The organism is Rhodococcus sp. WB9, assembly GCF_007558985.1.
Classification (GTDB): Bacteria; Actinomycetota; Actinomycetes; order Mycobacteriales; family Mycobacteriaceae; genus Rhodococcus_F; species Rhodococcus_F opacus.
In genome coordinates this window covers 7599700-7622196 of record NZ_CP041769.1, presented here as the reverse complement: position 1 = coordinate 7622196, position 22497 = coordinate 7599700, and the positions used below count along the sequence as shown (strand labels likewise).

General features: G+C 67.8%; 22 protein-coding genes. 12 read left to right on the top strand and 10 right to left on the bottom strand.

Annotated elements, in window-relative coordinates:
* The first annotated feature begins 14 nt into the window (after positions 1-14).
* Positions 15-1229, top strand: coding sequence for an acetyl-CoA C-acetyltransferase (locus FND50_RS35610; RefSeq protein WP_144288886.1), 1215 nt, complete (start codon positions 15-17; stop codon positions 1227-1229).
* A gap of 68 nt (positions 1230-1297) precedes the next feature.
* Here the strand turns inward: FND50_RS35610 and FND50_RS35605 are convergent, their stop codons facing one another.
* Positions 1298-2092 (bottom strand): LLM class F420-dependent oxidoreductase, encoded by a 795-nt coding sequence (locus FND50_RS35605; protein WP_005570362.1) that lies wholly within the window; start codon positions 2090-2092, stop codon positions 1298-1300.
* Between the two features lie 224 nt (positions 2093-2316).
* Here FND50_RS35605 and FND50_RS35600 point away from each other — a divergent pair, with 224 nt between their 5' ends.
* Positions 2317-2796 carry a nitroreductase family deazaflavin-dependent oxidoreductase gene (locus FND50_RS35600; RefSeq protein WP_144288885.1) on the top strand — a complete coding sequence of 160 codons (480 nt, stop codon included), beginning with the start codon at positions 2317-2319 and terminating at the stop codon, positions 2794-2796.
* Positions 2797-2802: 6 nt separating this feature from the next.
* Here FND50_RS35600 and FND50_RS35595 read toward each other — a convergent pair whose 3' ends face one another.
* The 3 genes from FND50_RS35595 to FND50_RS35585 all read right to left on the bottom strand — a co-directional run bounded on the left by FND50_RS35595 (position 2803) and on the right by FND50_RS35585 (position 5184).
* A complete protein-coding gene (locus FND50_RS35595) occupies positions 2803-3327 on the bottom strand; it encodes a TIGR04338 family metallohydrolase (RefSeq protein ID WP_005264453.1) in 525 nt (174 codons plus the stop codon).
* The gene (locus FND50_RS35590) at positions 3324-4142 is read right to left on the bottom strand and encodes a DUF2786 domain-containing protein (protein ID WP_144288884.1); all 819 of its coding nucleotides are present in this window, start codon (positions 4140-4142) and stop codon (positions 3324-3326) included. The genes FND50_RS35595 and FND50_RS35590 overlap by 4 nt, the downstream gene beginning before the upstream one ends.
* A 73-nt stretch (positions 4143-4215) precedes the next feature.
* On the bottom strand, positions 4216-5184 hold the full coding sequence (locus tag FND50_RS35585) for an ABC transporter substrate-binding protein (protein WP_144288883.1): 969 nt from the start codon (positions 5182-5184) through the stop codon (positions 4216-4218).
* A gap of 62 nt (positions 5185-5246) precedes the next feature.
* On the opposite strand from FND50_RS35585, the gene FND50_RS37505 reads away from it, so the two are divergent.
* The 8 genes from FND50_RS37505 (at position 5247) to FND50_RS35550 (ending at position 13543) form a co-directional block, all read left to right on the top strand.
* Positions 5247-5480, top strand: a complete 234-nt coding sequence (locus FND50_RS37505) for a hypothetical protein (RefSeq protein ID WP_260850852.1) — start codon at positions 5247-5249, stop codon at positions 5478-5480.
* Positions 5474-6169: a sucrase ferredoxin gene (locus FND50_RS35580; RefSeq protein ID WP_260850851.1), complete on the top strand. Its 696-nt coding sequence runs from the start codon at positions 5474-5476 to the stop codon at positions 6167-6169. Before FND50_RS37505 ends, FND50_RS35580 begins: the two co-directional genes overlap by 7 nt.
* Positions 6170-6504: 335 nt before the next feature.
* Positions 6505-7578: an ABC transporter ATP-binding protein gene (locus FND50_RS35575; RefSeq protein WP_144288882.1), complete on the top strand. Its 1074-nt coding sequence runs from the start codon at positions 6505-6507 to the stop codon at positions 7576-7578.
* A gap of 159 nt (positions 7579-7737) precedes the next feature.
* Complete coding sequence (locus tag FND50_RS35570; protein ID WP_005264448.1) at positions 7738-9012, top strand: ABC transporter substrate-binding protein; 1275 nt, start codon at positions 7738-7740, stop codon at positions 9010-9012.
* A gap of 15 nt (positions 9013-9027) precedes the next feature.
* The gene (locus FND50_RS35565; protein ID WP_065492653.1) at positions 9028-10077 is read left to right on the top strand and encodes a carbohydrate ABC transporter permease; all 1050 of its coding nucleotides are present in this window, start codon (positions 9028-9030) and stop codon (positions 10075-10077) included.
* Positions 10074-10967, top strand: a complete 894-nt coding sequence (locus tag FND50_RS35560; protein ID WP_005249640.1) for a carbohydrate ABC transporter permease — start codon at positions 10074-10076, stop codon at positions 10965-10967. The genes FND50_RS35565 and FND50_RS35560 overlap by 4 nt, the downstream gene beginning before the upstream one ends.
* A 33-nt stretch (positions 10968-11000) precedes the next feature.
* Positions 11001-11192 (top strand): hypothetical protein, encoded by a 192-nt coding sequence (locus tag FND50_RS35555; protein WP_144288881.1) that lies wholly within the window; start codon positions 11001-11003, stop codon positions 11190-11192.
* Positions 11193-11323: 131 nt separating this feature from the next.
* On the top strand, positions 11324-13543 hold the full coding sequence (locus FND50_RS35550; RefSeq protein ID WP_144288880.1) for a transglycosylase domain-containing protein: 2220 nt from the start codon (positions 11324-11326) through the stop codon (positions 13541-13543).
* Here the strand turns inward: FND50_RS35550 and FND50_RS35545 are convergent.
* The 6 genes from FND50_RS35545 to FND50_RS35520 form a co-directional block, all read right to left on the bottom strand.
* Positions 13540-14790, bottom strand: a complete 1251-nt coding sequence (locus FND50_RS35545; protein WP_144288879.1) for a T3SS (YopN, CesT) and YbjN peptide-binding chaperone 1 — start codon at positions 14788-14790, stop codon at positions 13540-13542. The genes FND50_RS35550 and FND50_RS35545 overlap by 4 nt on opposite strands.
* Positions 14791-14925: 135 nt before the next feature.
* On the bottom strand, positions 14926-16011 hold the full coding sequence (locus FND50_RS35540) for an inositol-3-phosphate synthase (RefSeq protein ID WP_144288878.1): 1086 nt from the start codon (positions 16009-16011) through the stop codon (positions 14926-14928).
* Positions 16004-16561, bottom strand: coding sequence for a PadR family transcriptional regulator (locus tag FND50_RS35535; RefSeq protein ID WP_005264441.1), 558 nt, complete (start codon positions 16559-16561; stop codon positions 16004-16006). Before FND50_RS35535 ends, FND50_RS35540 begins: the two co-directional genes overlap by 8 nt.
* Before the next feature lie 247 nt (positions 16562-16808).
* Positions 16809-17603, bottom strand: a complete 795-nt coding sequence (locus FND50_RS35530; protein WP_144288877.1) for a DUF1707 domain-containing protein — start codon at positions 17601-17603, stop codon at positions 16809-16811.
* A 7-nt stretch (positions 17604-17610) separates the two neighbouring features.
* On the bottom strand, positions 17611-18435 hold the full coding sequence (locus FND50_RS35525) for a DUF1707 domain-containing protein (RefSeq protein ID WP_144288876.1): 825 nt from the start codon (positions 18433-18435) through the stop codon (positions 17611-17613).
* 15 nt (positions 18436-18450) lie between these two features.
* Positions 18451-19305 carry a DUF1707 domain-containing protein gene (locus FND50_RS35520; RefSeq protein WP_144288875.1) on the bottom strand — a complete coding sequence of 285 codons (855 nt, stop codon included), beginning with the start codon at positions 19303-19305 and terminating at the stop codon, positions 18451-18453.
* A gap of 109 nt (positions 19306-19414) precedes the next feature.
* Between FND50_RS35520 and FND50_RS35515 the strand changes: the two genes are divergently transcribed.
* Positions 19415-19825, top strand: coding sequence for a DUF5318 domain-containing protein (locus FND50_RS35515; protein WP_005264437.1), 411 nt, complete (start codon positions 19415-19417; stop codon positions 19823-19825).
* Between the two features lie 399 nt (positions 19826-20224).
* On the top strand, positions 20225-22495 hold the full coding sequence (locus tag FND50_RS35510; RefSeq protein ID WP_144288874.1) for a transglycosylase domain-containing protein: 2271 nt from the start codon (positions 20225-20227) through the stop codon (positions 22493-22495).
* Positions 22496-22497 lie beyond the last annotated feature (2 nt).

Here is a 22497-nt window from a genome sequence, read left to right as displayed (position 1 = left end):
GGTAGGAGTTACTCATGCCCGAGGCCGTTATCGTCTCCATCGCCCGTTCCCCGATCGGTCGCGCCATGAAGGGATCGCTCAAGGGCATGCGCCCCGACGACCTCGCGGCGCAGATGGTCCAGGCGGCACTCGACAAGGTGCCCGCGCTCGATCCCACCGACATCAACGACCTCATCCTGGGCTGCGGCCTGCCCGGCGGCGAGCAGGGTTTCAACATGGGCCGCAACGTCGCGGTCCAGCTCGGCTACGACTTCATCCCCGGCACCACCATCACCCGGTACTGTTCGTCGTCGCTGCAGACCACCCGCATGGCACTGCACGCGATCAAGGCCGGTGAGGGCGACGTCTTCATCTCCGCCGGCGTCGAGACCGTCTCCCGGTTCGTCAAGGGCAACTCCGACTCGCTGCCCGACACCCAGAACCCGCTGTACGCCGACGCGCAGACCCGCACCGAGAAGCTCGCGCAGGGCGGCCAGCAGTGGGTCGACCCGCGTGAGGAGGGGCTGGTCCCCGACACCTACATCGCGATGGGCCAGACCGCGGAGAACGTCGCGCAGATCACCGGCATCACCCGTGAGGAGCAGGACCGGTGGGCGGTGCGCTCGCAGAACCGCGCCGAGGAGGCCATCAACGCCGGTTTCTTCGAGCGGGAGATCACCCCGGTGACCCTGCCCGACGGCACCGTCGTGTCCACCGACGACGGTCCCCGCGCCGGTACCACCTATGAGGCCGTGAGTCAGCTCAAGCCGGTGTTCCGTCCGGATGGGACCGTGACCGCCGGTAACGCGTGCCCGCTCAACGACGGCGCCGCCGCTCTGGTGATCATGTCCGACACCAAGGCCAAGGAGCTGGGGCTGACCCCGCTGGCCCGGATCGTGTCCACCGGGGTGTCCGGTTTGTCGCCGGAGATCATGGGGCTGGGCCCGATCGAGGCGTCCAAGCGGGCCCTGGCGATCGCGGGACTGGGCATCTCCGACATCGACCTCGTCGAGATCAACGAGGCGTTCGCGGTGCAGGTGATCGGCTCCGCCCGTGAGTTGGGCATCGACGAGGACAAGCTGAACGTCTCCGGCGGCGCGATCGCTCTCGGTCACCCCTTCGGCATGACCGGTGCCCGCATCACCGCGACCCTGCTGAACAACCTGACCACCCACGACAAGCAGTTCGGCCTCGAAACCATGTGCGTCGGAGGCGGACAGGGCATGGCGATGGTCCTCGAGCGGCTGTAGGCGGCTCCGCCGCCCGTGCGCCTTTTTGGTAGCCAGAACAACCACAAGGGCGCACGGGTGCGAAGCGCCTACGCCAGGCCCGACAGCGGCGGCGGAGTGTTCTCGTCACGCCAGGCGATGGCCTCCTTCAGAGTGCCGAGGTCGTAGTCGGGACCACCCACGCCCACGGTGAACAGGGTGACGCCTGCGTCGACATGGGCTGCCGCATCGTCGACACCCGGCCACGACGTGGAGTGCTGGATGCTGTCGGGGCTGCGTCCGGCATCCCGTGCGTATCCGGCGAGGATCCCCGACTTACGTTTGTACGTGTCCATGTCGCTGAAGCTGTGCCAGATGTCGCCGTACTGCCCGACCAGCGGCAGCGTCTTCTTCTCGCCGCCGCCGCCGATGAGGATCGGAATGTGCCGGGTGGGTGCGGGTTCCAGCTTGGCGAACCGGGCGGTGATCCGCGGAAGGTACTCGGCGAGCAGGTTCAGCCGCGACCCCGCGGTGCCGAATTCGTAGCCGTACTCGTCGTAGTCGCGCTCGAACCAGCCCGAGCCGATGCCCAGGATCAACCGTCCGCCGCTGATGTGGTCGACGGTCCGGGCCATGTCGGCGAGCAGATCCGGGTTCCGGTAGCCGGCACACGTGACGAGCGCACCGATCTCCACTCGCTCCGTCTGCTCGGCGAACGCCCCGAGCATCGTCCAGCACTCGAAGTGGGCGCCGGCCGGATCGCCGTACAGCGGATAGAAGTGGTCCCAGTTGAAGACGATGTCGACGCCGGCGTCCTCGGCCCGCAGCACCGCGTCGCGGATCAGCCCGTAGTCGGGCGCGTGCTGCGGCTGAAGCTGGACACCGATGCGAACTGGACGAGTCATTCGTGGCTCCTCGGAGTAGACGTTGGGCCTTCCCGATCCATAGTGCTCGCGCGACGGTCGGGCGCACAACGAACCCGCCGAGCGGGCGAATGTACCGTCCGGCGCCCCAGATACGCCAAGCGGTACATTCACCCGGTTGTCGGCGCGTCTTCCGCCCATCGTCTCCGTAACGGATGAGGACGCATCACCGCCCGACCACACGGCGGACGTGGAAGACTGCGTGTGTGAAGGTCACGCAGAGGCCTGACCCGCCGACCGGGATCCGGCGGGCGTTCTTCCGCGCGCCGATCTACCTCTACCGCGTCCACCTCGGCTTTCTCCTCGGTGGCCGATTCCTGCTCCTCGAACACGTGGGGCGCAAGACCGGCGTCCGGCGGCAGGTCGTGCTCGAGGTGGTCAACCACGACGCCGTCGGCGACGGGTACGTGCTGGCCGCCGGGTTCGGTCCCAAGTCCGATTGGTACCGGAACCTGCGTGCACAACCGAGCGCGAAGATTCAGGTGGGCCGCCGGCGACGCTCGGTGACAGCCGAATTCCTCGATTCCGAGACCGGTGCGGACTTCATGGCGCATTACGCGGCGGAGCATCCGAAACTCGGACTGCGGATCGCCAAAGGCATGGGCTTCGACGTCGACGGCAGCGCGGCCGACTTCCGGGCGGCGGGCCGTGAAATCCGTTTCGTTCGGTTGCGCCCCCGCGCCTGAGGCACCTCAGTTCAGCCGCACCCCGCCCGCGAGCAGCATGGTGCGCAGGACGAATGCCGCCTCGGGGCCGATGATCTCCCCGACCAGGGTGAGGTAGCGGTCCACGTACTCCGGTCCGTGCGGGGCGACCGTCGGGTAGTCGGGGTCGGACGGATCGAGGTGATGGGCGACCTCGTGGAGCACCACCAGTTCGCGGAACGCCCAGGCGTTGCCGTTCCGATGCTCGGGTACTGCGATTGTCGCGCAATCGCTTTCGTAGTGGGCGGCCTTGTTGCCCGACCGCGCGCGGACGTGAACCGGGGTGGCCGCCCGCGTCCACGTCGACCGCACCCAGTTCAGGGCGAGCACCCGGTCCACGTAATCCTGCACCGAATCGATCGACGCGAACTTGCGTTCCACCGGCAGCGTCACCTGCGACCCCAGAACGTCGACGACGCGCAGCCCGCGCTCGTCGGCGCGGTCGAACATGGTGCGCACGAGGGCTTCCGCGTCGTACACGGCGGTCCGCTGTGTGTCGCGGGGCCGCTTCACGACGGGATCTGCTTGCGGGCGGTCGACAGTTCGGGTGAGTTGCTCAGGCGGGCGGTCCGGGCGGCGCGGTCGCCGGCCCGGCGGGCGTTCGACGAATGTCCGGCGGACGCCCGTCCTCCTCGCCACGTGCCGCGGGCCTGCGAGTTCTCCGAGTAGTAGTCCTTCAGCTCGAGCTGCTTGTCGCGCAGAACCAGTGCCGTCTCCGCCGAGGACTCCGGCACGGACACCGCCTGCTCCTCGGCCTCCTGCTTGGCGTCGGCGAGGCGCTGCCCGATCCGCGCGGCGTAGGCGAGCTGGAAGTTCAACCGGGCGGTCACACCGGCGACTGGCCGTCGCACCCGTGTCGCGACGCGGCGGCGTCCACGCTTCTCGACCTGCGTCCGTACCGTCGTCTCGCTGCGGTACTCGCCCGACCTGATGTAGGCGTCGGATGCCCGGACCATCTGGATCAGCAGGCTCGCGTACAGGGCTTCGCAGACGTCGATGTCGCCGGCGAACCCGTACGCGTAGATGACGGCAGACGTCTGGGCGATGTCGCACTGGACGTCGTTGGCGGCGGCGATCACCAGGAACAGCTGCGCGTACGTGCGGAGACCCTTCTTGCGCGGTTCACCGATCGTGATCAGGCGCTGCGTGGGAGTGGCGCGCTTCTCCCGGCCTGCCGCGTGGGCGCGCGCCACGGCGAGGTCGATCGAGGAGGCGGTGGCGAGGCGCTGGGCGGCGGCCATGAAGGCCTCGCCCTCGTGCGGGTTGTCGGTGGATTCCGCCTGCCGGAGGAGCCCACCGATGCGGGTCAGCATCTTGTCGGAACTCACCCAGGCAGGCTAGCCCCCGTGCGCCTTTCTGGTCGTCGGCGCTACCAAAAAGGCGCACGGGCGGCGGAGCCGCCTACAGCCGCTCGAGGTCGTCGAGGATCAGGTTTGCGCCGGTGAGGCCGATGCCGGTGATCCACACCCGGTAGTCGGTCTGGCGGACTCCGTCGCGTCGTGACGGCCCCATCTGCCCGATCAGTACAGGGTCGATCCCCAGTTCTCCCGGTGCGGACGTGCTGGCGACGAACGCGATGTCGGAGTCGATCCGGGCGACGTTCTCGAGCGAGATCTCGGACATGTCGTTCTTCGCGTCCCACGGCTGCCCGGTGACGGTGTAGCCGGCCGCGGTCAGCACGGAACCGGAGAACGTGCCGGGCCCGTGCAGGCGCAGGCCGTCGTCCATCACGCGGATTACGTGCGCGGTGCGGCCCCGGCTGGTTTCGGTCAACGCGGCGGCGCGGGCGTGGAACGCCGACAGCTTCTGCTCGGCTGCGTCCGTCTCACCCATGGCCTCGGCGAACAACCGCAGCGTCCCCTGCCAGTCGACCGCCGGCGACGCGGAGAACACGGTCGGCGCGATCGCGGACAGCGCGTCGTACAGGTCGCCGTGCCGCTGCTTGCTGCTGAGGATGAGGTCGGGCTGCAACGCGGCGATCGCCTCGAGGTTCGGTTCGGCGATCGACCCGACGACGGTGGTGCTGTCCAGTCCGCCGCCCAGGTAGGCGGGCAGCGCGTCGGCGGAACCGGCCTGAGCAGCGCCTACCGGGGTCTTCCCGAGCGTGACGACGGTGTCGATGGGCAGGCTGTCGAGGGCGACGATGCGACTCGGCCGGTTGCTCACCGTCGTCGTGCCCATGGCGTGGGTGACGGTGCGCTGGGCGCCGCTGTCGCTGCCCGTTGCCGCGTCGGGTCGCGCGCAGGCGGCGGTGAGCGCGGCCAGTGCGGCTGCTCCCAGCCCGGCTCCGAATTCTCGTCGCGTGAGGGCGTCGACGATCTCCTGCCATTGGACGTCTGTGACATTCGGGGAGCACGTAGGAGAACGCATCCTGGACCTCGATCTCGAAGGGGGTAGAAGATAGGTGAACCTAACCTTATACAGTCTGTTGCGTGAGCGTGCAGACGACGATGTCGCCCGAGGGGTGGACGCCACCGGCCTGCGCGGCGCTCTCCCGGTCACTCCAGGAGCCGTTGTGCGGCACCGCGCCCCGGGTGCGCGGCTGGCTGCTGATCGAGCAACCCGGACCCTGGGGACGCGACCGGCTCCGGCAGAGTCGACTCGACCCGGTCCTCGGCGACGCACTCGCCGCCCGGTGCGCCGACGCGGGGTGCGTCCGGTGCTGATCCGCACCCGGGAGCGCCGCGACGTCGCCGCCAGATGTCATGTCTACCTCGTGCGTCCCGGACGAGCCGACGGCTGGGCGGAGCGGCTGCTGGTGCGTGACGACCGGGAGCTGCTCGACCTCGACCTGTCACCCGGAGTGGGGGAACGTCTCGACCCCGCCGAATCGCTGTTTCTCGTCTGCACTCACGGCAAGAAGGACGCGTGCTGCGCGTCGTTCGGACGCCCCGTCGTCACCGGCCTCGGCCACCGCGACGGACGGGTGTGGGAATCGACGCACGTCGGCGGCGACCGATTCGCCGCGACCATGGTGTGCCTGCCGTCGGGCATCTACTACGGCCGGGTCACCGCGGAGGCGGCGGAACACATTGTCGCCGAACATGATCACGGACGCGTGGTGCTCGAACACTACCGCGGCCGGTGCACCGACGTCCCGGTGCTGCAGTTCGCCGAGCACACCGTCCGGGTCGAGCGGTCGCTGCTCGGACTCGACGACGTGATCCCGCTGTCGGCGACCCCGCGGCCGGACGGCGACACCGACGTCCTGGTCCGGCACCCGGCCGGGACCGACCTGGTCCGGGTTCGTACGACCAGCGCCGAACCCCGCCTGACCGCCTGCAGCGCGGGTGTCGTGGACAGCCCGGACCGGTTCGAGGCGGCTCCGCCACCCGTGCGCCGTTCTGGTAGCTAGGGCAACCAAAAAGGCGCACGGGTGCGAAGCGCCCCATGCGGCAGGAGGTCTCGCTGCGGTTGCGCCGGCGACTCGTGGCGTTCACGCGGAATTCACCGCCCCGATTCATCGGCACATTCATCCCCAGCTGTGGAGAAACCTGTACATGAATGCCGCCAACATGTTTCGGACCGAGGGTAATTCGGCCGAATTGTCATCGGCGGCTTCGCGACGAGGCCTGACGGCGATTGTGCGAGCCGATCATCCACCGACCCGTAGGTGAGTGAGAAAGTGTGTCAACAGGTACATTTTCACGCACCTGTGCGCGGCGCCGGGTAGAAGGGACTTCGACGTTCATGGCCACAGTGACCTATGACGGTGCCACCTGCCTGTTCCCCGGCTCGGACAACCCGGCCGTCGACACGCTCGACCTGAAGATCGAGGACGGTGAGTTCCTGGTCCTCGTCGGCCCGTCCGGCTGCGGCAAGTCGACGTCGCTGCGGATGCTGGCCGGGCTCGAGGACGTCCACAGCGGCCGGATCCTCATCGGCGACCGCGACGTCACCACCCAGGAACCCAAGGAACGCGACATCGCGATGGTGTTCCAGAACTATGCGCTGTACCCGCACATGTCGGTGGCCGAGAACATGGGTTTCGCGCTCAAGCTCGCCGGCGCCGCGAAGGACGACATCCGCAAGCGCGTCGAGGAGACGGCGAAACTCCTCGACCTCGAGCCGTACCTGGACCGCAAGCCGAAGGCGCTGTCCGGCGGTCAGCGGCAGCGTGTCGCGATGGGACGTGCCATCGTCCGGCAGCCGCAGGTGTTCCTGATGGACGAGCCACTGTCCAACCTCGACGCCAAGCTCCGCGTGCAGACGCGCACCCAGATCGCGCAGCTGCAGCGTCGCCTCGAGACGACGATGGTGTACGTGACACACGACCAGGTCGAGGCCATGACGATGGGCGACCGGGTGGCGGTGCTGAAGGACGGGGTGCTGCAGCAGTGCGCGTCGCCCCGCGACCTCTACAACAGGCCGGCCAACGTGTTCGTCGCCGGCTTCATGGGATCACCGTCGATGAACCTCTTCACGTTGCCGATCACCCCCGACGGGGTCCTGCTCGGCGACGCGACCATTCCGCTGCCCCGGCAGCTGCGCGCTGATACCGACGAACGCGAGGTCGTCGTCGGGATCCGCCCCGAACACCTGGAACTGTCGACCACCGGCATCCCGATGGAGGTCGCTGTGGTGGAGGAACTCGGATCCGACGCCTACATCTACGGCCGCAGCACCGTCAACGGGGAGACGCAGCAGTTGGTGGCCCGCGCCGACTGGCGGAACCCGCCCCGCAAGGGTGACCTGGTGAAATTGCACGTCGACCCGTCCCAGGTGCACCTGTTCTCGGTGTCCGAGGGCTACCGGCTGAGCTGACCCGGCGGTGGCCGGTGCGGTTCCTGACCGATTCAGGTCGGGGGTAATGCCGGACTTCTGCGGTGTTCCATGCCACAGTATGTTCCGACACCGCGCCGGTGCCGCGAGTTCTGTCGTGCCGGTAACGGGTTCATCCACATCTACCTACGGGGAGACTCCATGGTTCAGATTTCGAGAGCGGTCCGGCGCGCCGCGGTGTTTGCCACCGCTGCCTCGCTGGTCACGCTCACCGCTTGCTCGAGCGACAGCGGCAGCGACTCCACGTCGGAGAACCTCGACGGTCGCGGACCCATCACGTACGTCGAGGGCAAGGACACCACCGAGACCGGTGTCGTCCGCCAGATCATCGACGCGTGGAACGCCGAGCACCCGGACGAGCAGGTGACGTTCAAGGAGCAGTCGAACGACGCCGATCAGGCGCACGACGACCTGGTCCAGCACCTGCAGGCCAAGCAGTCCGACTACGACGTCGTCGCACTCGACGTCCCCTGGACCGCGGAGTTCGCGGCCAAGGGCTGGCTGCAGCCGCTGACCGGCGAGTTCGCGGTGGACAACACCGGAATCCTCCCCGCCACGGTCGACAGCGCCACCTACAACGGCACCCAGTACGCGGCGCCGAAGAACACCAACGGCGGCCTGCTGTACTACCGCAGCGACCTGCTGCCCGCCGCACCGAAGACGTGGGCCGAGCTGGCCGCCGCGTGTGAGGTCGCGAAGACCAACAACATCGACTGCTACGCCGGTCAGTTCGCACCGTACGAGGGCCTGACGGTGAACACCGCCGAGGTCATCAACGCGTACGGCGGCTCGTTTGTCGGCGAGGACGGCAAGACGCCGACCGTCGACAGCCCCGAGGCCCGCGCCGGCCTGCAGGTGCTGGTCGACAACTTCAAGAACGGTGACATCCCGGCCCAGGACACCACGTTCAAGGAGCCCGAGAGCCAGAAGGCGTTCGAGGACGGCAAGGCGCTGTTCCTGCGCAACTGGCCGTACGTGTACGGCACCGCCGACAAGGATTCGTCCGCGGTCAAGGGCAAGTTCGCGGTCGCCCCGCTGCCCGGCAAGGACGGCATCGGCGCCTCGACCCTCGGTGGCTACAACGCCGCCATCAGCGCGTACTCCGAGAACAAGGCCACGGCCCGCGACTTCCTCACCTTCCTGCAGGGTGAGCAGGCGCAGCGGATCATCGCCATGGGTTCGCTGCCGCCGGTCCGCGCCGCACTGTACGACGACCCGGAGATCATCGCGGCCTACCCGTTCATGCCGACGCTGAAGGTGTCGATCGAGAACGCCGTCCCCCGTCCGGTCACGCCGTTCTACCCCGCTGTGTCGAAGGCCGTGCAGGACAACGCCTACGCTGCCATCAAGGGTGAGAAGTCGGTGGATCAGGCGATCACGGACATGCAGTCCGGCATCCAGTCCGCAGGCTCGTAGAGCACAGGAGTGAACATGGCCGTTCCGACTGGGACCACCAGTGGAGCGCCGGCCCGTCCCGCGGCCGGGGATAACGACCCCGGCCGCGGTTCGCGTGAGAAGAGCGAGAACAGGCGACGCTTTGGGCTGAGCAGTCGCCGCGCGTGGCTGTTCGTCGTGCCGACGCTGGCCGTGCTGGCCGTCGTCATCGGCTACCCGGTGATCCGGGCAGTGGTGATGTCGTTCCAGAAGGACGCGGGACTCGATCCGTCGACCGGCATGTTCGTCGAAGGCGGCTGGGCCGGATTCACCAACTACACGCACTGGATTCTGCAGCAGTGCACCTCCCCGAGCGGGGTGGCCGTGGCGTGCCCGCCCGGCACGCTCGGCTCGCAGTTCTGGTCGGCCGTCGGGAACACCGCGTTCTTCACCGTCGTCACGGTGGGCCTCGAGGTCGCGATCGGCCTGTGGATGGCGATCATCATGGGCAAGACGTTCAAGGGCCGCGCCCTGCTGCGTGCGGCGGTCCTGATCCCGTGGGCCATCCCGACCGCGGTCACCGCCAAGCTCTGGTACTTCATCTTCGCCTACGACGGCATCGCCAACCGCCTCCTCGGCACCGAGATCCTGTGGACGTCGGACGCGTGGCCCGCCCGATTCGCGGTGATCATCTCGGACGTCTGGAAGACCACACCCTTCATGGCCCTGCTGATCCTCGCCGGACTGCAGATGATCCCGCAGGACGTGTACGAGGCGGCGCGGGTCGACGGCGCCTCCGCGTGGCAGCGGTTCCGGCAGATCACGCTCCCGCTGGTGAAGCCGGCGCTGATGGTCGCGATCCTCTTCCGCACGATGGACGCCCTGCGCATGTACGACCTGCCCGCCATCCTGACCGGCGGCAACCCGGCCACCACGACGGTGTCGATCCTCGTGGTCGACCAGGTGCGGCAAGGGTTCAACAGCGCGTCCGCGCTCTCCACCATCACGTTCCTCCTGATCTTCGCGGTGGCGTTCGTCCTCGTGAAATTCCTCGGCGCCAACGCCGTCGAGACTCAGGAAGCCCAGCGAAAGGGGCCGAAGCCGTGACCCATCGCGCCCCGGAGCTCGAACTCCCGAGCAGGCCCGTCCGCCGCAACCGTCCGAAGCGATTCGCTTTCAAGAACTCCCGCATCTACATCGGTGTCGCGATCATCCTCGTCTGGGGGCTCGCGCCGTTCTACTGGATGATGGTGACGGCGTTCCGCGACCCCGACTACACGTTCGACACCACACCCTGGCCCACGCACGTCACGCTCGAGAACTTCCAGAACGCGCTGTCGACGAGCAGCGGCAACAACTTCACCCGGGCCGTCGTCAACAGCATGATCATCGGCGGAATCACCACCGTCGTCGCCCTCGCCGTCGGCATCTTCACCGCCTACGCGCTGGCCCGCATCGAGTTCCGGTTCAAGTACGTGGTGGTCGGCATCGTGCTCGGCGCGTCGATGTTCCCAGTCGTCGCCCTCGTCACCCCGCTGTTCCAGCTGTTCACGAACATCGGCTGGATCGGTACCTACCAGGCGATGATCATCCCGAACATCTCGTTCGTCCTGCCGCTCACCATCTACACGCTGACGTCGTTCTTCAAGGAACTTCCCTGGGAGCTCGAGGAGGCGGCGCGGATCGACGGCGCCAGCCGCGGTCAGGCGTTCCGGCTGGTGATGTTGCCGCTGGCGGCGCCCGCCCTGTTCACCACCGCCATCCTCGCGTTCATCGCGACCGTCAACGAGTACCTGCTCGCCAGCCAGCTCTCCAGCGACGCCACCGAACCGGTCACGGTCGCGATCGCCCGGTTCTCCGGCAACGACCCGCACGTGGTGCCGTACGCGGCGATCATGGCGGCGGGCACGATCGTCACCATTCCGCTGGTGATCATGGTGCTGCTGTTCCAGCGTCGCATCGTGTCGGGCCTGACGGCCGGCGGCGTGAAGAGTTAACGGTCGAGCGGAGCGAGGGGAGAGGTGTCGGTCATGCATCCGGTGGCGAAGCGGCAGCGGCTCGAGGTTCTGATCGGCATCCTCGGGTTCTTCACGGTGATGGCGTTCATCGCCGCGGTCGTCGAGGTCGTCCGCGGCGACCCCGGCGTCACCCCTGCGCTGGTGTTGCTCGGATGCCTGGTGCTGTCGGGGCTGGCGGTCGTCGCCCGGAACCGGATGTACTGAAACAGTACGGTCGGTATGATATTTGCTGAGCGTTAGCGCGGCGCGCGTCACACTCGAGGCCATTCACATAACATACGTACGGGTGGGTGCGATGATCCTCCGTGACCGGATAACTGACCGGGAGTGTGGAAGTGAGTTCTGGCAACGACGCGACGGGCAACCATGCCTCCGATCCGGGGGGCACACCGCCCGTGGACGACGGTTCGGCTGACACGACCACTCCACCACCGGACGGGAAGAAGAAGCGCAACCGGTGGCGCACGGTCCGCCGGGTCAGCCTGGTTGTGATCGCGTTGCTGCTGGTCGTCCCGCTCGTCGGGTTCCTGGTCAGTTACGTCCGCGCCGAGGTCCCGCGCCCGTCGGACATGAAGACCAATCAGGTGGCCACCGTCTTCGCCGCCGACGGCACCACCGAGCTGACCAAGGTGATCCCGCCGGAGGGCAACCGCACCGAGATCGCGCTCGACGCCATTCCCCAGCACGTTCGCGACGCGGTCCTGTCGGCGGAGGACCGCAACTTCTACTCCAACCCCGGCTTCTCCGTCACCGGGTTCATGCGTGCCGCCCGCGACAACGTCCTCGGCAAGGAAAGCGCGGGCGGCGGGTCGACGATCACGCAGCAGTACGTCAAGAACGTGCTGGTCGGTGCGGACCGCAACGTGTACCGCAAGATGCGGGAACTCGTGATCTCCACCAAGATGGCCCGCGAGTGGTCCAAGGACGAAATTCTCGCCGCCTACCTGAACACCATCTACTTCGGGCGCGGCGCGTACGGCATCGAGGCGGCGTCGCGCGCCTACTTCGACAAGCCGGTCGGCGACCTGTCGGTGGCCGAGGGCGCGGTGCTCGCCTCCGTGATCCAGAGCCCGTCCTACCTCGACCCCGAGGCCAACCTCGACCAGCTGCAGGCGCGCTGGAACTACGTGCTCGACGGCATGGTCGCGATGGGTGTGCTCAGTCAGCAGGACCGCAGTGCGGCCGAATTCCCGGTCACCGCCCCGTCCAACCGGCCCACCGACGCCAACTCCGCGCCCGGCCCCGACGGCCTGATCCGCAACCAGGTGCTGCGCGAGTTGTCGGATGCGGGAATCTCCGAGCAGACCCTCAACACCGAGGGACTGCAGATCACCACCACGATCGACGCGAGGGCGCAGCAGTCCGCGATCGACGCCGTCCACGACAACCTCGAAGGGGAGGACCCGGGGCTGCGGACCGCGGTCGTGTCGATCGATCCCCGCACCGGCGGTGTGCGCGCGTACTACGGCGGCGAGGACGGCGCCGGCTTCGACTACGCCCAGGCGCCGCTGCAGACGGGGTCGTCGTTCAAGGTGTTCGGCCTGGCCGCGGCGCTGGAGCAGGGCATCCCCCTCTCCGCCCGGTTCAGCAGTGCACCGCTGACCGTCGGCAGCGTGCAGATCGGCAACGTGGAGGGCGAGTCCTGCGGCACGTGCACCATCGCCGAGGCGACGAAGCGGTCGCTGAACACGAGCTTCTACCGGTTGATGATGTCGCTGGACAACGGTCCGCAGGCCATCGCCGACGCCGCCCACAAGGCGGGGATCCCGGAGTTCATTCCCGGGGTGCAGGGTAAGACGCTCAGCGAGAACGGCGGCGAACCCGAGGGCGGCATCGTCCTCGGCCAGTACCTGTCGCGGCCGATCGACATGGCGTCCGCGTACGCGACGCTCGCGGCGTCGGGCATCCACCACCAGCCGTACTTCGTACAGCGGGTCGTGACCGCCGACGGTGTCGTGCTCCTGGACCGTGCGCCCAGTCCGGGTGAGCGCCGGCTCGATGCCGCGGTGGCCGACAACATCAGTCAGGCACTGATGCCCATCGCCTCGTACTCGCGGGGCCACGCGCTGGCGGGGGGACGCCCGTCCGCGGCGAAGACCGGCACGGCGCAGCTCGGGGACACCGGCGAGAACAAGGACGCCTGGATGGTCGGTTACACGCCGTCGCTGGCGACGGCGGTGTGGATCGGCAAGGCCGATGCCACCGCCATCAACAACAGCTGGGGCGGCCTGATCTACGGTTCGGGTCTGCCGTCCGACATCTGGAAAGACACGATGGACGGCGCCCTCGAAGACACCGATTGGGAAGACTTCCCGTGGCCCGACCCGATCGGCGGCCAGGCCGGTGTGCCCACGTGGACCGGTCAAACCAGCGGCGACGAAACGGGAACCGGCACCAGCGGGGTTGTCCCGCCGCCCGGTGCTCCCACCCCGGCACCCGTCGAGGTTCCGCCCCCGGCCGTCCCGGTCCCGCCCGTCCCCCCGGTGCCCGCACCCGTCCCGGCGCCGACCCAGATCGAAATCCTGCCGGGCGTCATCATCCCGCTGCCGGGTTAGCCGAGGTTCTGAAACCCGCCGCGCGGCGGAGTCCTGTTCGGCAGCACCACAACCCGCAGCGCGGCGCGGAGGCTTTCCGTCGTCTTGGCCCAGGCACTCGCCTCGTCCTCACACATGTCGGCCTCCTCGGGCTCTTCCTCGCGGGCGAGTTCCGCGTTGTGGCGCCACTCGATCTCCTGCTCGGTGCAGAGCCGGAGGAACTCGAGGATGGTGTCGCGGTCGCGTCCGCAGATCTCCGCGACGTCGTCCGGGTCGAGCCCGCTCTCGGAGTCGAGGTGGATCAGGGTCACGAGGGCGGCGGGGAACTCGTCCTCGCATTCGTGCTCGGCGTACGAGGACGTGGCGCCGGGTGTGGAATTGAGTTTGCCGCCGAGCTTTTCGGCGAACGCGTCGTCGACGGTGTCCACGAAATGCTCGAACATCCGGAACACCGACACCAGGTGATCCGCGACGAACGGTGATCCGTCGACGCGCATGACGGCGACCACGTTGTCGACGATGAGCAGGAACTTGATGTCGGGCCACTGGCGATTGAGATCGGCGAGCGCCTCCGCGGTGCGCGTGCGATCGCTGATCGTGTGGACCACGCGGGCGAACACCTCGACGCGGGCGTCCTCCTCGATCACCCGCACATACGTGGGGAGGTCGCCGACCCAGACGAGGATGTCGCCGTCCGCGTCCTTGCCCGGTGCCTGCTCGAGCATGGATTCGACCGCGGCATCGACACGGTCGCGCAGCCCGGCGCCGTCGCGCAGCTGGGCCGGGACATCGGCCGTACCGAACTCCGGGGTCTCGCCCCGGCCACCGGTGATCGCCTTCAGGAACGAGGGATGCAGAAGGTCCCAGATCTCCCGGAACACGGTGACCGTCATCGACGCCAGCAGGTGGGCGTCCTCCCGGTCGGCGTCGAGGTAGTACGACGCGGAACCGTTGCCCTCGTCGACATGCTCGCACAGGTCGGGGCGATTCCAGCCGAGCTCGATCAGCCGATCGTGTTCCTCCTCGGTGAGTGCCCGCGCCGGGTGCAGGAAGCGGTTGGACGGCACCTCGCACCGCACCTTGTCGCCGGCCCACGCGAAGAACCGCACGCACGCGGCGGTCTCGACGAGACCGTCGTCGACGCTGTCGTACTGCGACTGCAGCACCAGCTCGTCGTCGTCCTCCATCACGTGCACGTACCCGGTCAGACGGTCCTGGAGTTCGGTCCAGGCGTCGTCGATCTCTCGATCGAAAGTGTTGTCGGACATCACGCCTCCCTCGATGAATCCTGGGTGTCACCGTAGAGGGAGGGTCTGACAAGAAATCGAACACAAAGGCGAATGCACCTTTCGTCGCCGTGAAGACGTCGAAAGGTGCATTCGGCTACTGCTGGTGCGCGGTGGTTACTCCGCGTCGATGATGAACGCCTCGAGCTCGGTGCGAGCCTTGTCGTCCGCCATCTGGACCGGCGGGGACTTCATCAGGTACGCGGACGCAGGGTAGACGGGTCCACCGATGCCGCGGTCCTTGGCGATCTTGGCTGCGCGGACGGCGTCGATGATGATGCCGGCCGAGTTCGGGGAGTCCCAGACCTCGAGCTTGTACTCCAGGTTCAGCGGAACGTCACCGAAGGCGCGACCCTCGAGGCGGACGTACGCCCACTTGCGGTCGTCGAGCCAGCCGACGTGATCCGACGGGCCGATGTGCACGTTGCCCGGACCGAGGTCGCGGGTCAGGTTCGACGTCACGGCCTGCGTCTTGGAGATCTTCTTCGACTCCAGGCGATCACGCTCGAGCATGTTCTTGAAGTCCATGTTGCCGCCGACGTTCAGCTGCATGGTGCGGTCGAGCTGCACGCCGCGGTCCTCGAAGAGCTTCGCCATCACTCGGTGGGTGATGGTGGCGCCGACCTGCGACTTGATGTCGTCACCGACGATCGGGACGCCGGCGTCCTTGAACTTCGCGGCCCACTCGGGGTCGGAGGCGATGAACACGGGCAGGGCGTTGACGAACGCGACACCCGCGTCGATGGCGCACTGGGCGTAGAACTTGTCGGCGTCCTCGGAACCCACGGGCAGGTACGAGACCAGCACGTCGACCTTGGCGTCCTTCAGGGCCTTGACGACGTCGACGGGCTCGGCCTCGGAGATCTCGATGGTCTCGGCGTAGTACTTGCCGATGCCGTCGAGGGTGGGGCCGCGCAGCACCGGAACGTCGGCCGGCGGGACGTCGGCGATCTTGATGGTGTTGTTCTCGCTGGCGAAGATGGCCTCGGACAGGTCGAATCCGACCTTCTTGGCGTCAACGTCGAACGCGGCGACGAACTGGACGTCGCGCACGTGGTACTTGCCGAACTTGACGTGCATGAGGCCGGGAACGGTCGCCGTCTCGTCGGCGTCCTTGTAGTACTGCACGCCCTGAACCAAGGACGAGGCACAGTTCCCCACGCCCACAATGGCCACGCGCACCGCGGTGCTGTTCTCACCCATGGTCGGGTTCTCCTTTTTTCTTAGGTGTTGCTGTCGATTGCTCGGCGGCGATCAGCTCGTTGAGCCAGCGCACTTCACGCTCACTGGATTCGAGACCGAGCTGGTGGAGCTGCTTGGTGTAGCGATCCAGCGTGCCGCTCGCTTTTCCGATCGCGTCGCGAAGCGCCTCACGGCGCTCCTCGACCTGGCGTCGTCTGCCTTCGAGAATCCGCATCCGCGCCTCTGCGGGAGTGCGGCTGAAGAAGGCGAGATGAACGCCGAATCCGTCATCGGTGTAGTTCTGCGGACCCGTGTCGGCGACCAGTTCCTTGAACCGCTCCTTGCCGATCGGCGTGAGCTGGTAGACGCGGCGGGCGCGACGCTTGACGGTCCCCGGAGGGCCTGCGTCCTCGGCGATCAAACCGTCTGCCTGCATGCGTCGAAGCGTCGGGTAGAGGGAACCGTACGAAAAGGCGCGAAATGCACCCAGCAGTCCCGTCAACCGTTTGCGCAGCTCGTATCCGTGCATGGGTGACTCGTGGAGCAGCCCGAGAATTGCCAATTCGAGCACGTCCACCCCCTGAGTCGCCCGACCTAACCGCGTGATGCGATTCAAAACTGTATCGCACCGATATATAGGAGGATACGCGCGCTCGATACATGAGACAAGCCGTCACAGGTTGTTTACCCAGGTCCGGGTGTCCGGCTGCGTCGCCGAATGTCACACCGGTACCGTCTGACTGAACGAATGTCACATCGGGCGACCAACCGCGGCCGACGGCACCCGACGGCGGCTGGTGGGCAACGACCCTGGACGCTCAGTCCTCGTAGGGGTAGATGTCGAACGGTTCGCCGTCGAATCCGACAACCATGTGTCCGGTGTGGCCGGCGGCGTTCTTCACGTGGATGGAGATGGTCGGCGGTCCGTCGTCGGACCCGGGTTCGTACCGGAAGGAGACGATCTCCACCGCGCCGTCGGGGACGCGCAGGGTTTCGGGTGCCCCGGCGAGCAGGCGGGCGATCGCGACCTGGTCGACGGTGCCGAGGTCGAAGGACTTCTCGTCGTCGGATCGGGTGGACGAGCTGCCCCAGTCGTCGAATTCGCCGTCGTAGAGGTAGGAGTCGGATTGCCGGGCGTTGCCGGAGGACGGCCGGTCGAAGACGGCGTGAGCCGGGTAGAGGCCGAGTTCGTCGGCGACGGTGTCGCCGTACTCGGCGCGGTACTCGTCGAGGAAGAAGTGCAGCCCGGCACCGGTGGTGAGGTTCGGCACCGATTTCGACGGGCCGAGGTCGCTGTTCGCGACGGCTCCGGCGATGCCGCCCGCGGCAGCTGCGGCGGCGACGAGGACCGCGGCGTACACCCACCGTCGCGACGACCGGCGGCGGCGGCGCGGCGACACGACGGGGCTCGCCGCGAGCCGGCTGGGGATCTGGAGGTCCCCGATGAGGCGGTCGAGTTCGTCGAACGTCTTCGCCCGAATCGCCGTGGAAGTGCGGGAGGCGTGTTCGTCCGCGGACAGTTGCCCGTCGGCGAGTGCGGCGTCGAGCATCCCGCAGGCGTCGGCGCGGTCGGAGTCGCGGGCGCGGATTCCCGCGAGTGTGGTCCTGGGCATCTACGTCCTATCGGCCGAAGGGGTAGACGCTCAGTGGTGCACCGGACGGGTCGAGTTCCATGTGTCCGCTCTCGCTGAACTCGTTGGTCACGTAGATCGACACGGTGGGGCCGTCCTCGTCGGCTTCGAACGAGATGTGGCTGACTTCTCCGTCGGGGACGCCCAGGCTCACCGGGGCGCCTACGACCGTTCCGCCGATCCGGTCGAGGTTCAGCGTCGACAGGTCGAACACGGGGGTGTCGACCTTCCGGGTGGTCGGGGTTCGCGACGGCGTGAACCCGCCGCGGTAGTCGTAGCTCACCATCCGGTTCGGTTCGAGGGGAAGCGCACGTTCGAGGCTGGCGTGGCCGCCCTCGTAGAGCGTGAGGTCGTCGACGATCAGATCGCCGAACTTGGCGCGGTACCGGTCGAGGAACACCTTCATGCCCTCGGGTGTGACGGGATTCGGCGTCGCGACGACCAGCGGTTCGACGGAATCGAAATCGACCTGCTGCGCGACGGGTGTCACGGTGGCCTGTGCGTCGTCGCTGTCGACGAGAGTGAAGGCGCCGACGGCCGCCACGATTGCGGCGACGGCGACGGCGGCCGGGAACCAGTGCTTGGCGGTGTCGCGTGGGGGACGTGCGTCCGGTGGTGCGTCTGAGGGTCGCTGCAGGTCGCTGACCAGGACCTCGAGGTCGGCGAGGGTGCGAGCTTCCGCGGCGAGGTCGGACATCGCGCGGTGTTCCGACTCGTTGATCTGGCCGTCGCCGAATGCGGCGTCGAGCAGTGCGGACGTGTTGGTTCGATCGACGTCGCGTGCCCGCGTGTTCGATGGGTATCGGCTGGCCACGGGTGGATCTTAGAGCTAGTTCGCGGGGTTCACCTGCCATACGTCTCCGCCGAGCGTCGCCCGCAGATAGCCTCCGCCGGTCTGGTCCCTGTCGTAGACGTACACATTGATCGTCGGGCCCTTGCCGCCGTCGGCGAGGAGAACGTGCCCGATGGTGCCGTCGGGGACTCCGACCAGCCGGGGTGCGTCGGCGATCAGCGCGACGAGTGCCGGCACATTTACCTGCGCGAGGTCGACCTCACCGGTTCCGGGAAGGCGCTGCGTGCGGATGCCCGACGGCTTGAACCCGCCGCGGAAGTCGTACCGGTCGACCTTGTCGGGCGCGTCCGGGGCCGTCCGCGACAAGATCGCGTATTCGTTGTACAACCCCAGTTCGTGGACGGTGAGATCGCCGAACCTCTGCCGGTACTGCTCGAAGAGGGCGTGGATCCCGTCCTGGGTGAGGGGCTGCGCCTGTCCCACGATGATCGGTTCCACCGCGGGCACCTCGACCTCCGGCTGGGCCAGCGGTCTCTCGACCTGCGCCGGGACAGGTGCGGTGACGGGATCCGGGCCGTCCTGCTCGGTGAGCGCGAGACCGATCGCGCCGACCGCGATCACCGCCCCGCACGCGACCGCGATCCGCAGCGCCCGGCGGGGTGCACCCGATGTCCGGACAGGTGCCTGGGCGGTGATCGACGACGGCAGCTGCAGGTCGCTGATCAGCAGGTTCAGCTCGGCGAGAGTCTTCGCCGACATGGCCTGGACGGTGCGGTCGTGGTACTCGCCGGCGCCGAGCTGTCCATCGGCGTAGGCGGCGTCGAGCTGGCTGCATGCGTTGACCCGATCGAGGTCACGTGCGCGAGTCTGCGAGGACGGTCCTGAGGCCACACCGGCATCGTAGTGCGGCAACCGTGTTTGACCAGCGTCACTCGACCGACCCCTTCTCTCCGGACGCGACGCACGTACTCTGGTCTCCGTGCGGATACAGCGGCAGGTGGTGGACTATGCGCTTCAGCGCCGGTCACTCCTGGCCGAGGTCTACTCGGGCAGGACGGGTGTCACGGAGGTGTGTGACGCCAGCCCCTACCTGCTTCGTGCCGCAAAGTTCCACGGCAAGGGCAGTGATGTGGTGTGCCCGATCTGCCGTAAGGAGCAGTTGACTCTGGTCTCCTGGGTCTTCGGTGACAAGTTGGGCCCGGTGTCGGGTTCGGCTCGTACGGCCGAGGAGCTGGTGCGTCTCGCGTCCACTCAGGAGGAGTTCTCGGTTCACGTGGTCGAGGTGTGCCGGACATGCAGCTGGAACCATTTGGTCCAGTCCTATGTTCTCGGTACCGTGCCCGAACCGAAACGGCCCAGGCGTTCGTCGCCACGGCCACGGCCTCCGAGCCGTCGAACCGCGAGCGAGTAGACACGCCCGAACACGGACGCGGGCAGAAGAGTGCCCACAGACGTAACGCAGGACTGAAGCCGGTCCACAACCACTGGAGATTTGTACGTGAGTTCCCCCCGCAGCAACGCCCCGGGTGATCGACCGAACGGACCGAGACGACCGAGTGGCCCCCCGCCACAGGGACGCCCCGGAGGTCCACCACCCCGCGGCGGACAGCCTGCGGGTGGGCCCCCGCCGGGCCGATCGGGCGGCTCGCCGCCGCGACGGATGCCGCCTCCGCCCCCGCAGGGTGGTGGCCGTCCCCCCGGCCCGCCGCCTCGTCGTCCCGGTCCGCCGCCACAGGGTGGTGGCCGTCCGCCGGGTCCCCCGCCGCGTCGTCCGGGCCCGCCGCCCGGACGTCCCGCAGGCGCTCCCCCGGTGGCGCGTAACCAGTCGGGCCCCGGTGGGCGCCCGCCGGGACCTCCGCCGTCGAACGGTCGCAAGACCGGCGGCGGCCGCGGTGGTGAACCGCCGAAGGGTGGAAGAAAGACGGCTGTGAAGAAGTCGCGGTGGAAGATCGTTCGCCGGACGGCGTACGCGTGCGTCGCGATGGGTCTGATCATCCCGATCCTGCTGTTCATGGCGGCGTACGTCGTCCAGGACGTCCCGCGGCCCGGCGACCTCAAGACCAACCAGGTGGCCACGATCTACGCGTCCGATGGAACGTCGGTGCTCAGCAAGGTCGTGCCGCCGGAGGGCAACCGCACCGAGGTGACGCTCGACCAGATACCGAAGCACACCCGTGACGCGGTGCTCGCTGCCGAGGACCGGGACTTCTACTCGAACCCCGGCTTCTCGATCGGTGGTTTCGCGCGTGCCGCCCGCGACAACGTCCTGGGTAAGGACAGTGCCGGCGGTGGCTCGACCATCACGCAGCAGTACGTGAAGAAGACGATGGTCGGTTCCGAGCGTTCGCTGACGCGAAAGATGAAGGAACTCGTCATTTCGTCGAAGATGGCCCGCGAGTGGTCCAAGGACGACATCCTCGCCGCCTATCTGAACACCATCTACTTCGGGCGTGGGGCATACGGCATCGCGGCCGCGTCGAAGGCGTATTTCAACAAGCCCGTCGACCAATTGACGGTCGAGGAGAGCGCGGTGCTGGCGTCGTCGATCCAGCTGCCGTCGCTGCTCGATCCGGAGACCAACCCGGAGGGTGCGCAGGCGCGCTGGAACTACGTGCTCGACGGCATGGTGTCGGCGGGAACGCTCGAGCAGTCCGCCCGGTCCGTGATGCAGTACCCGCCGTACGTGCCGATCGCGCAGGTCGACAACGGCAACCAGGATTCCGGACCGGAGGGCCTGATCAAAAATCAGGTTCTGCGTGAGCTGGGTGAGGCCGGGATCAGCGAACAGCTGCTCAACACCGAGGGCCTCGAGATCACCACGACGATCGACCCGGTCGCCCAGGCGGCGGCGGTGGATTCGGCGCGCTCCAACATGGAGGGTGAGCCGGAGAACCTGCGTACCGGTGTCGTGTCGGTAGACCCGAAGACCGGCGCGGTGCGCGCGTACTACGGCGGCGAGGACGGCGGTGGTTACGACTTCGCGAACGCGGGACTGCAGACCGGTTCGTCGTTCAAGGTGTTCGGTCTGGCCGCGGCCCTGGATCAGGGCATCCCGCTGTCGCAGATGTACGACAGCTCGGAGCTGACGGTCAACGGCATCACCATCAGCAACGTCGAGGGCGAGGGCTGCGGCACCTGCACCATCGCCGAGGCGCTGAAGCGGTCGCTGAACACCAGCTTCTACCGTCAGGAACTCGAGCTCGACGGTGGACCGCAGGCGATCGCCGACATGGCCCACAAGGCGGGCATCCCGAAGGAGATCCCCGGCGTCGGGCCGTCGCTGACCGAGCCGGACGGCAGTGGTCCGAACAACGGCATCGTGCTCGGCCAGTACCAGTCGCGGGTTCTCGACATGGCGTCGTCGTATGCCACGCTGGCCGCTTCGGGTACGTACCACGCCCCGCACTTCGTGCAGAAGGTCGTGAGCGCGGACGGAACGGTCCTGCTCGACCGCGGTGGCGACACCGGTGAGGACCGCATCGACAAGGACGTCGCCGACAACGTGACGTCGGCGATGGAGCCCATCGCCGGGTACTCGCGCGGCCACAACCTGGCGGGCGGACGCCCGTCGGCGGCTAAGACGGGTACTGCGCAGCTCGGTGACACCGGAAAGAACAAGGACGCCTGGATGGTCGGGTACACCCCGTCTCTGTCCACGGCGGTCTGGGTGGGCACCACCGACGGTCAGGCGCTGGAGAACAGCAGCGGCGCCATGATCTACGGTTCCGGTCTGCCTTCCGACATCTGGAAGGACACGATGGACGGCGCCCTCGAGGGCACCGACGTCGAGAAGTTCCCGAAGCCGGGTGCGATCGGTGGCCAGTCAGGTATCCCGGCCTATTCGGCGCCGGCACCGACCAAGACGTCGGCGCCGCCGACGAGCACGTTCCAGCTGCCGACGGAGCTCGTGCCGCCGGTGGTCGTGACACCGTCGCCGGTGGAGATCCTGCCCGGGATCACCATTCCGATTCCGGGTCTGGCCCCGAGGCCGACCACGGCGGCCCCGGCGGTTCCGGCGGAACCGGAGACGACGACGCCGCCGAACGCCGGCAACGGCCAGCAGCAGGTTCCGGCCCGTTAACG

Coding starts and splice junctions, on each gene's coding strand:
- FND50_RS35610 (WP_144288886.1), top strand. CDS start 15: ATGCCCGAGGCCGTTATCGTCTCCATCGCCCGTTCCCCGATCGGTCGC.
- FND50_RS35605 (WP_005570362.1), bottom strand. CDS start 2,092: ATGACTCGTCCAGTTCGCATCGGTGTCCAGCTTCAGCCGCAGCACGCG.
- FND50_RS35585 (WP_144288883.1), bottom strand. CDS start 5,184: ATGCGTTCTCCTACGTGCTCCCCGAATGTCACAGACGTCCAATGGCAG.
- FND50_RS35575 (WP_144288882.1), top strand. CDS start 6,505: ATGGCCACAGTGACCTATGACGGTGCCACCTGCCTGTTCCCCGGCTCG.
- FND50_RS35570 (WP_005264448.1), top strand. CDS start 7,738: ATGGTTCAGATTTCGAGAGCGGTCCGGCGCGCCGCGGTGTTTGCCACC.
- FND50_RS35565 (WP_065492653.1), top strand. CDS start 9,028: ATGGCCGTTCCGACTGGGACCACCAGTGGAGCGCCGGCCCGTCCCGCG.
- FND50_RS35555 (WP_144288881.1), top strand. CDS start 11,001: ATGCATCCGGTGGCGAAGCGGCAGCGGCTCGAGGTTCTGATCGGCATC.
- FND50_RS35545 (WP_144288879.1), bottom strand. CDS start 14,790: ATGTCCGACAACACTTTCGATCGAGAGATCGACGACGCCTGGACCGAA.
- FND50_RS35540 (WP_144288878.1), bottom strand. CDS start 16,011: ATGGGTGAGAACAGCACCGCGGTGCGCGTGGCCATTGTGGGCGTGGGG.
- FND50_RS35530 (WP_144288877.1), bottom strand. CDS start 17,603: ATGCCCAGGACCACACTCGCGGGAATCCGCGCCCGCGACTCCGACCGC.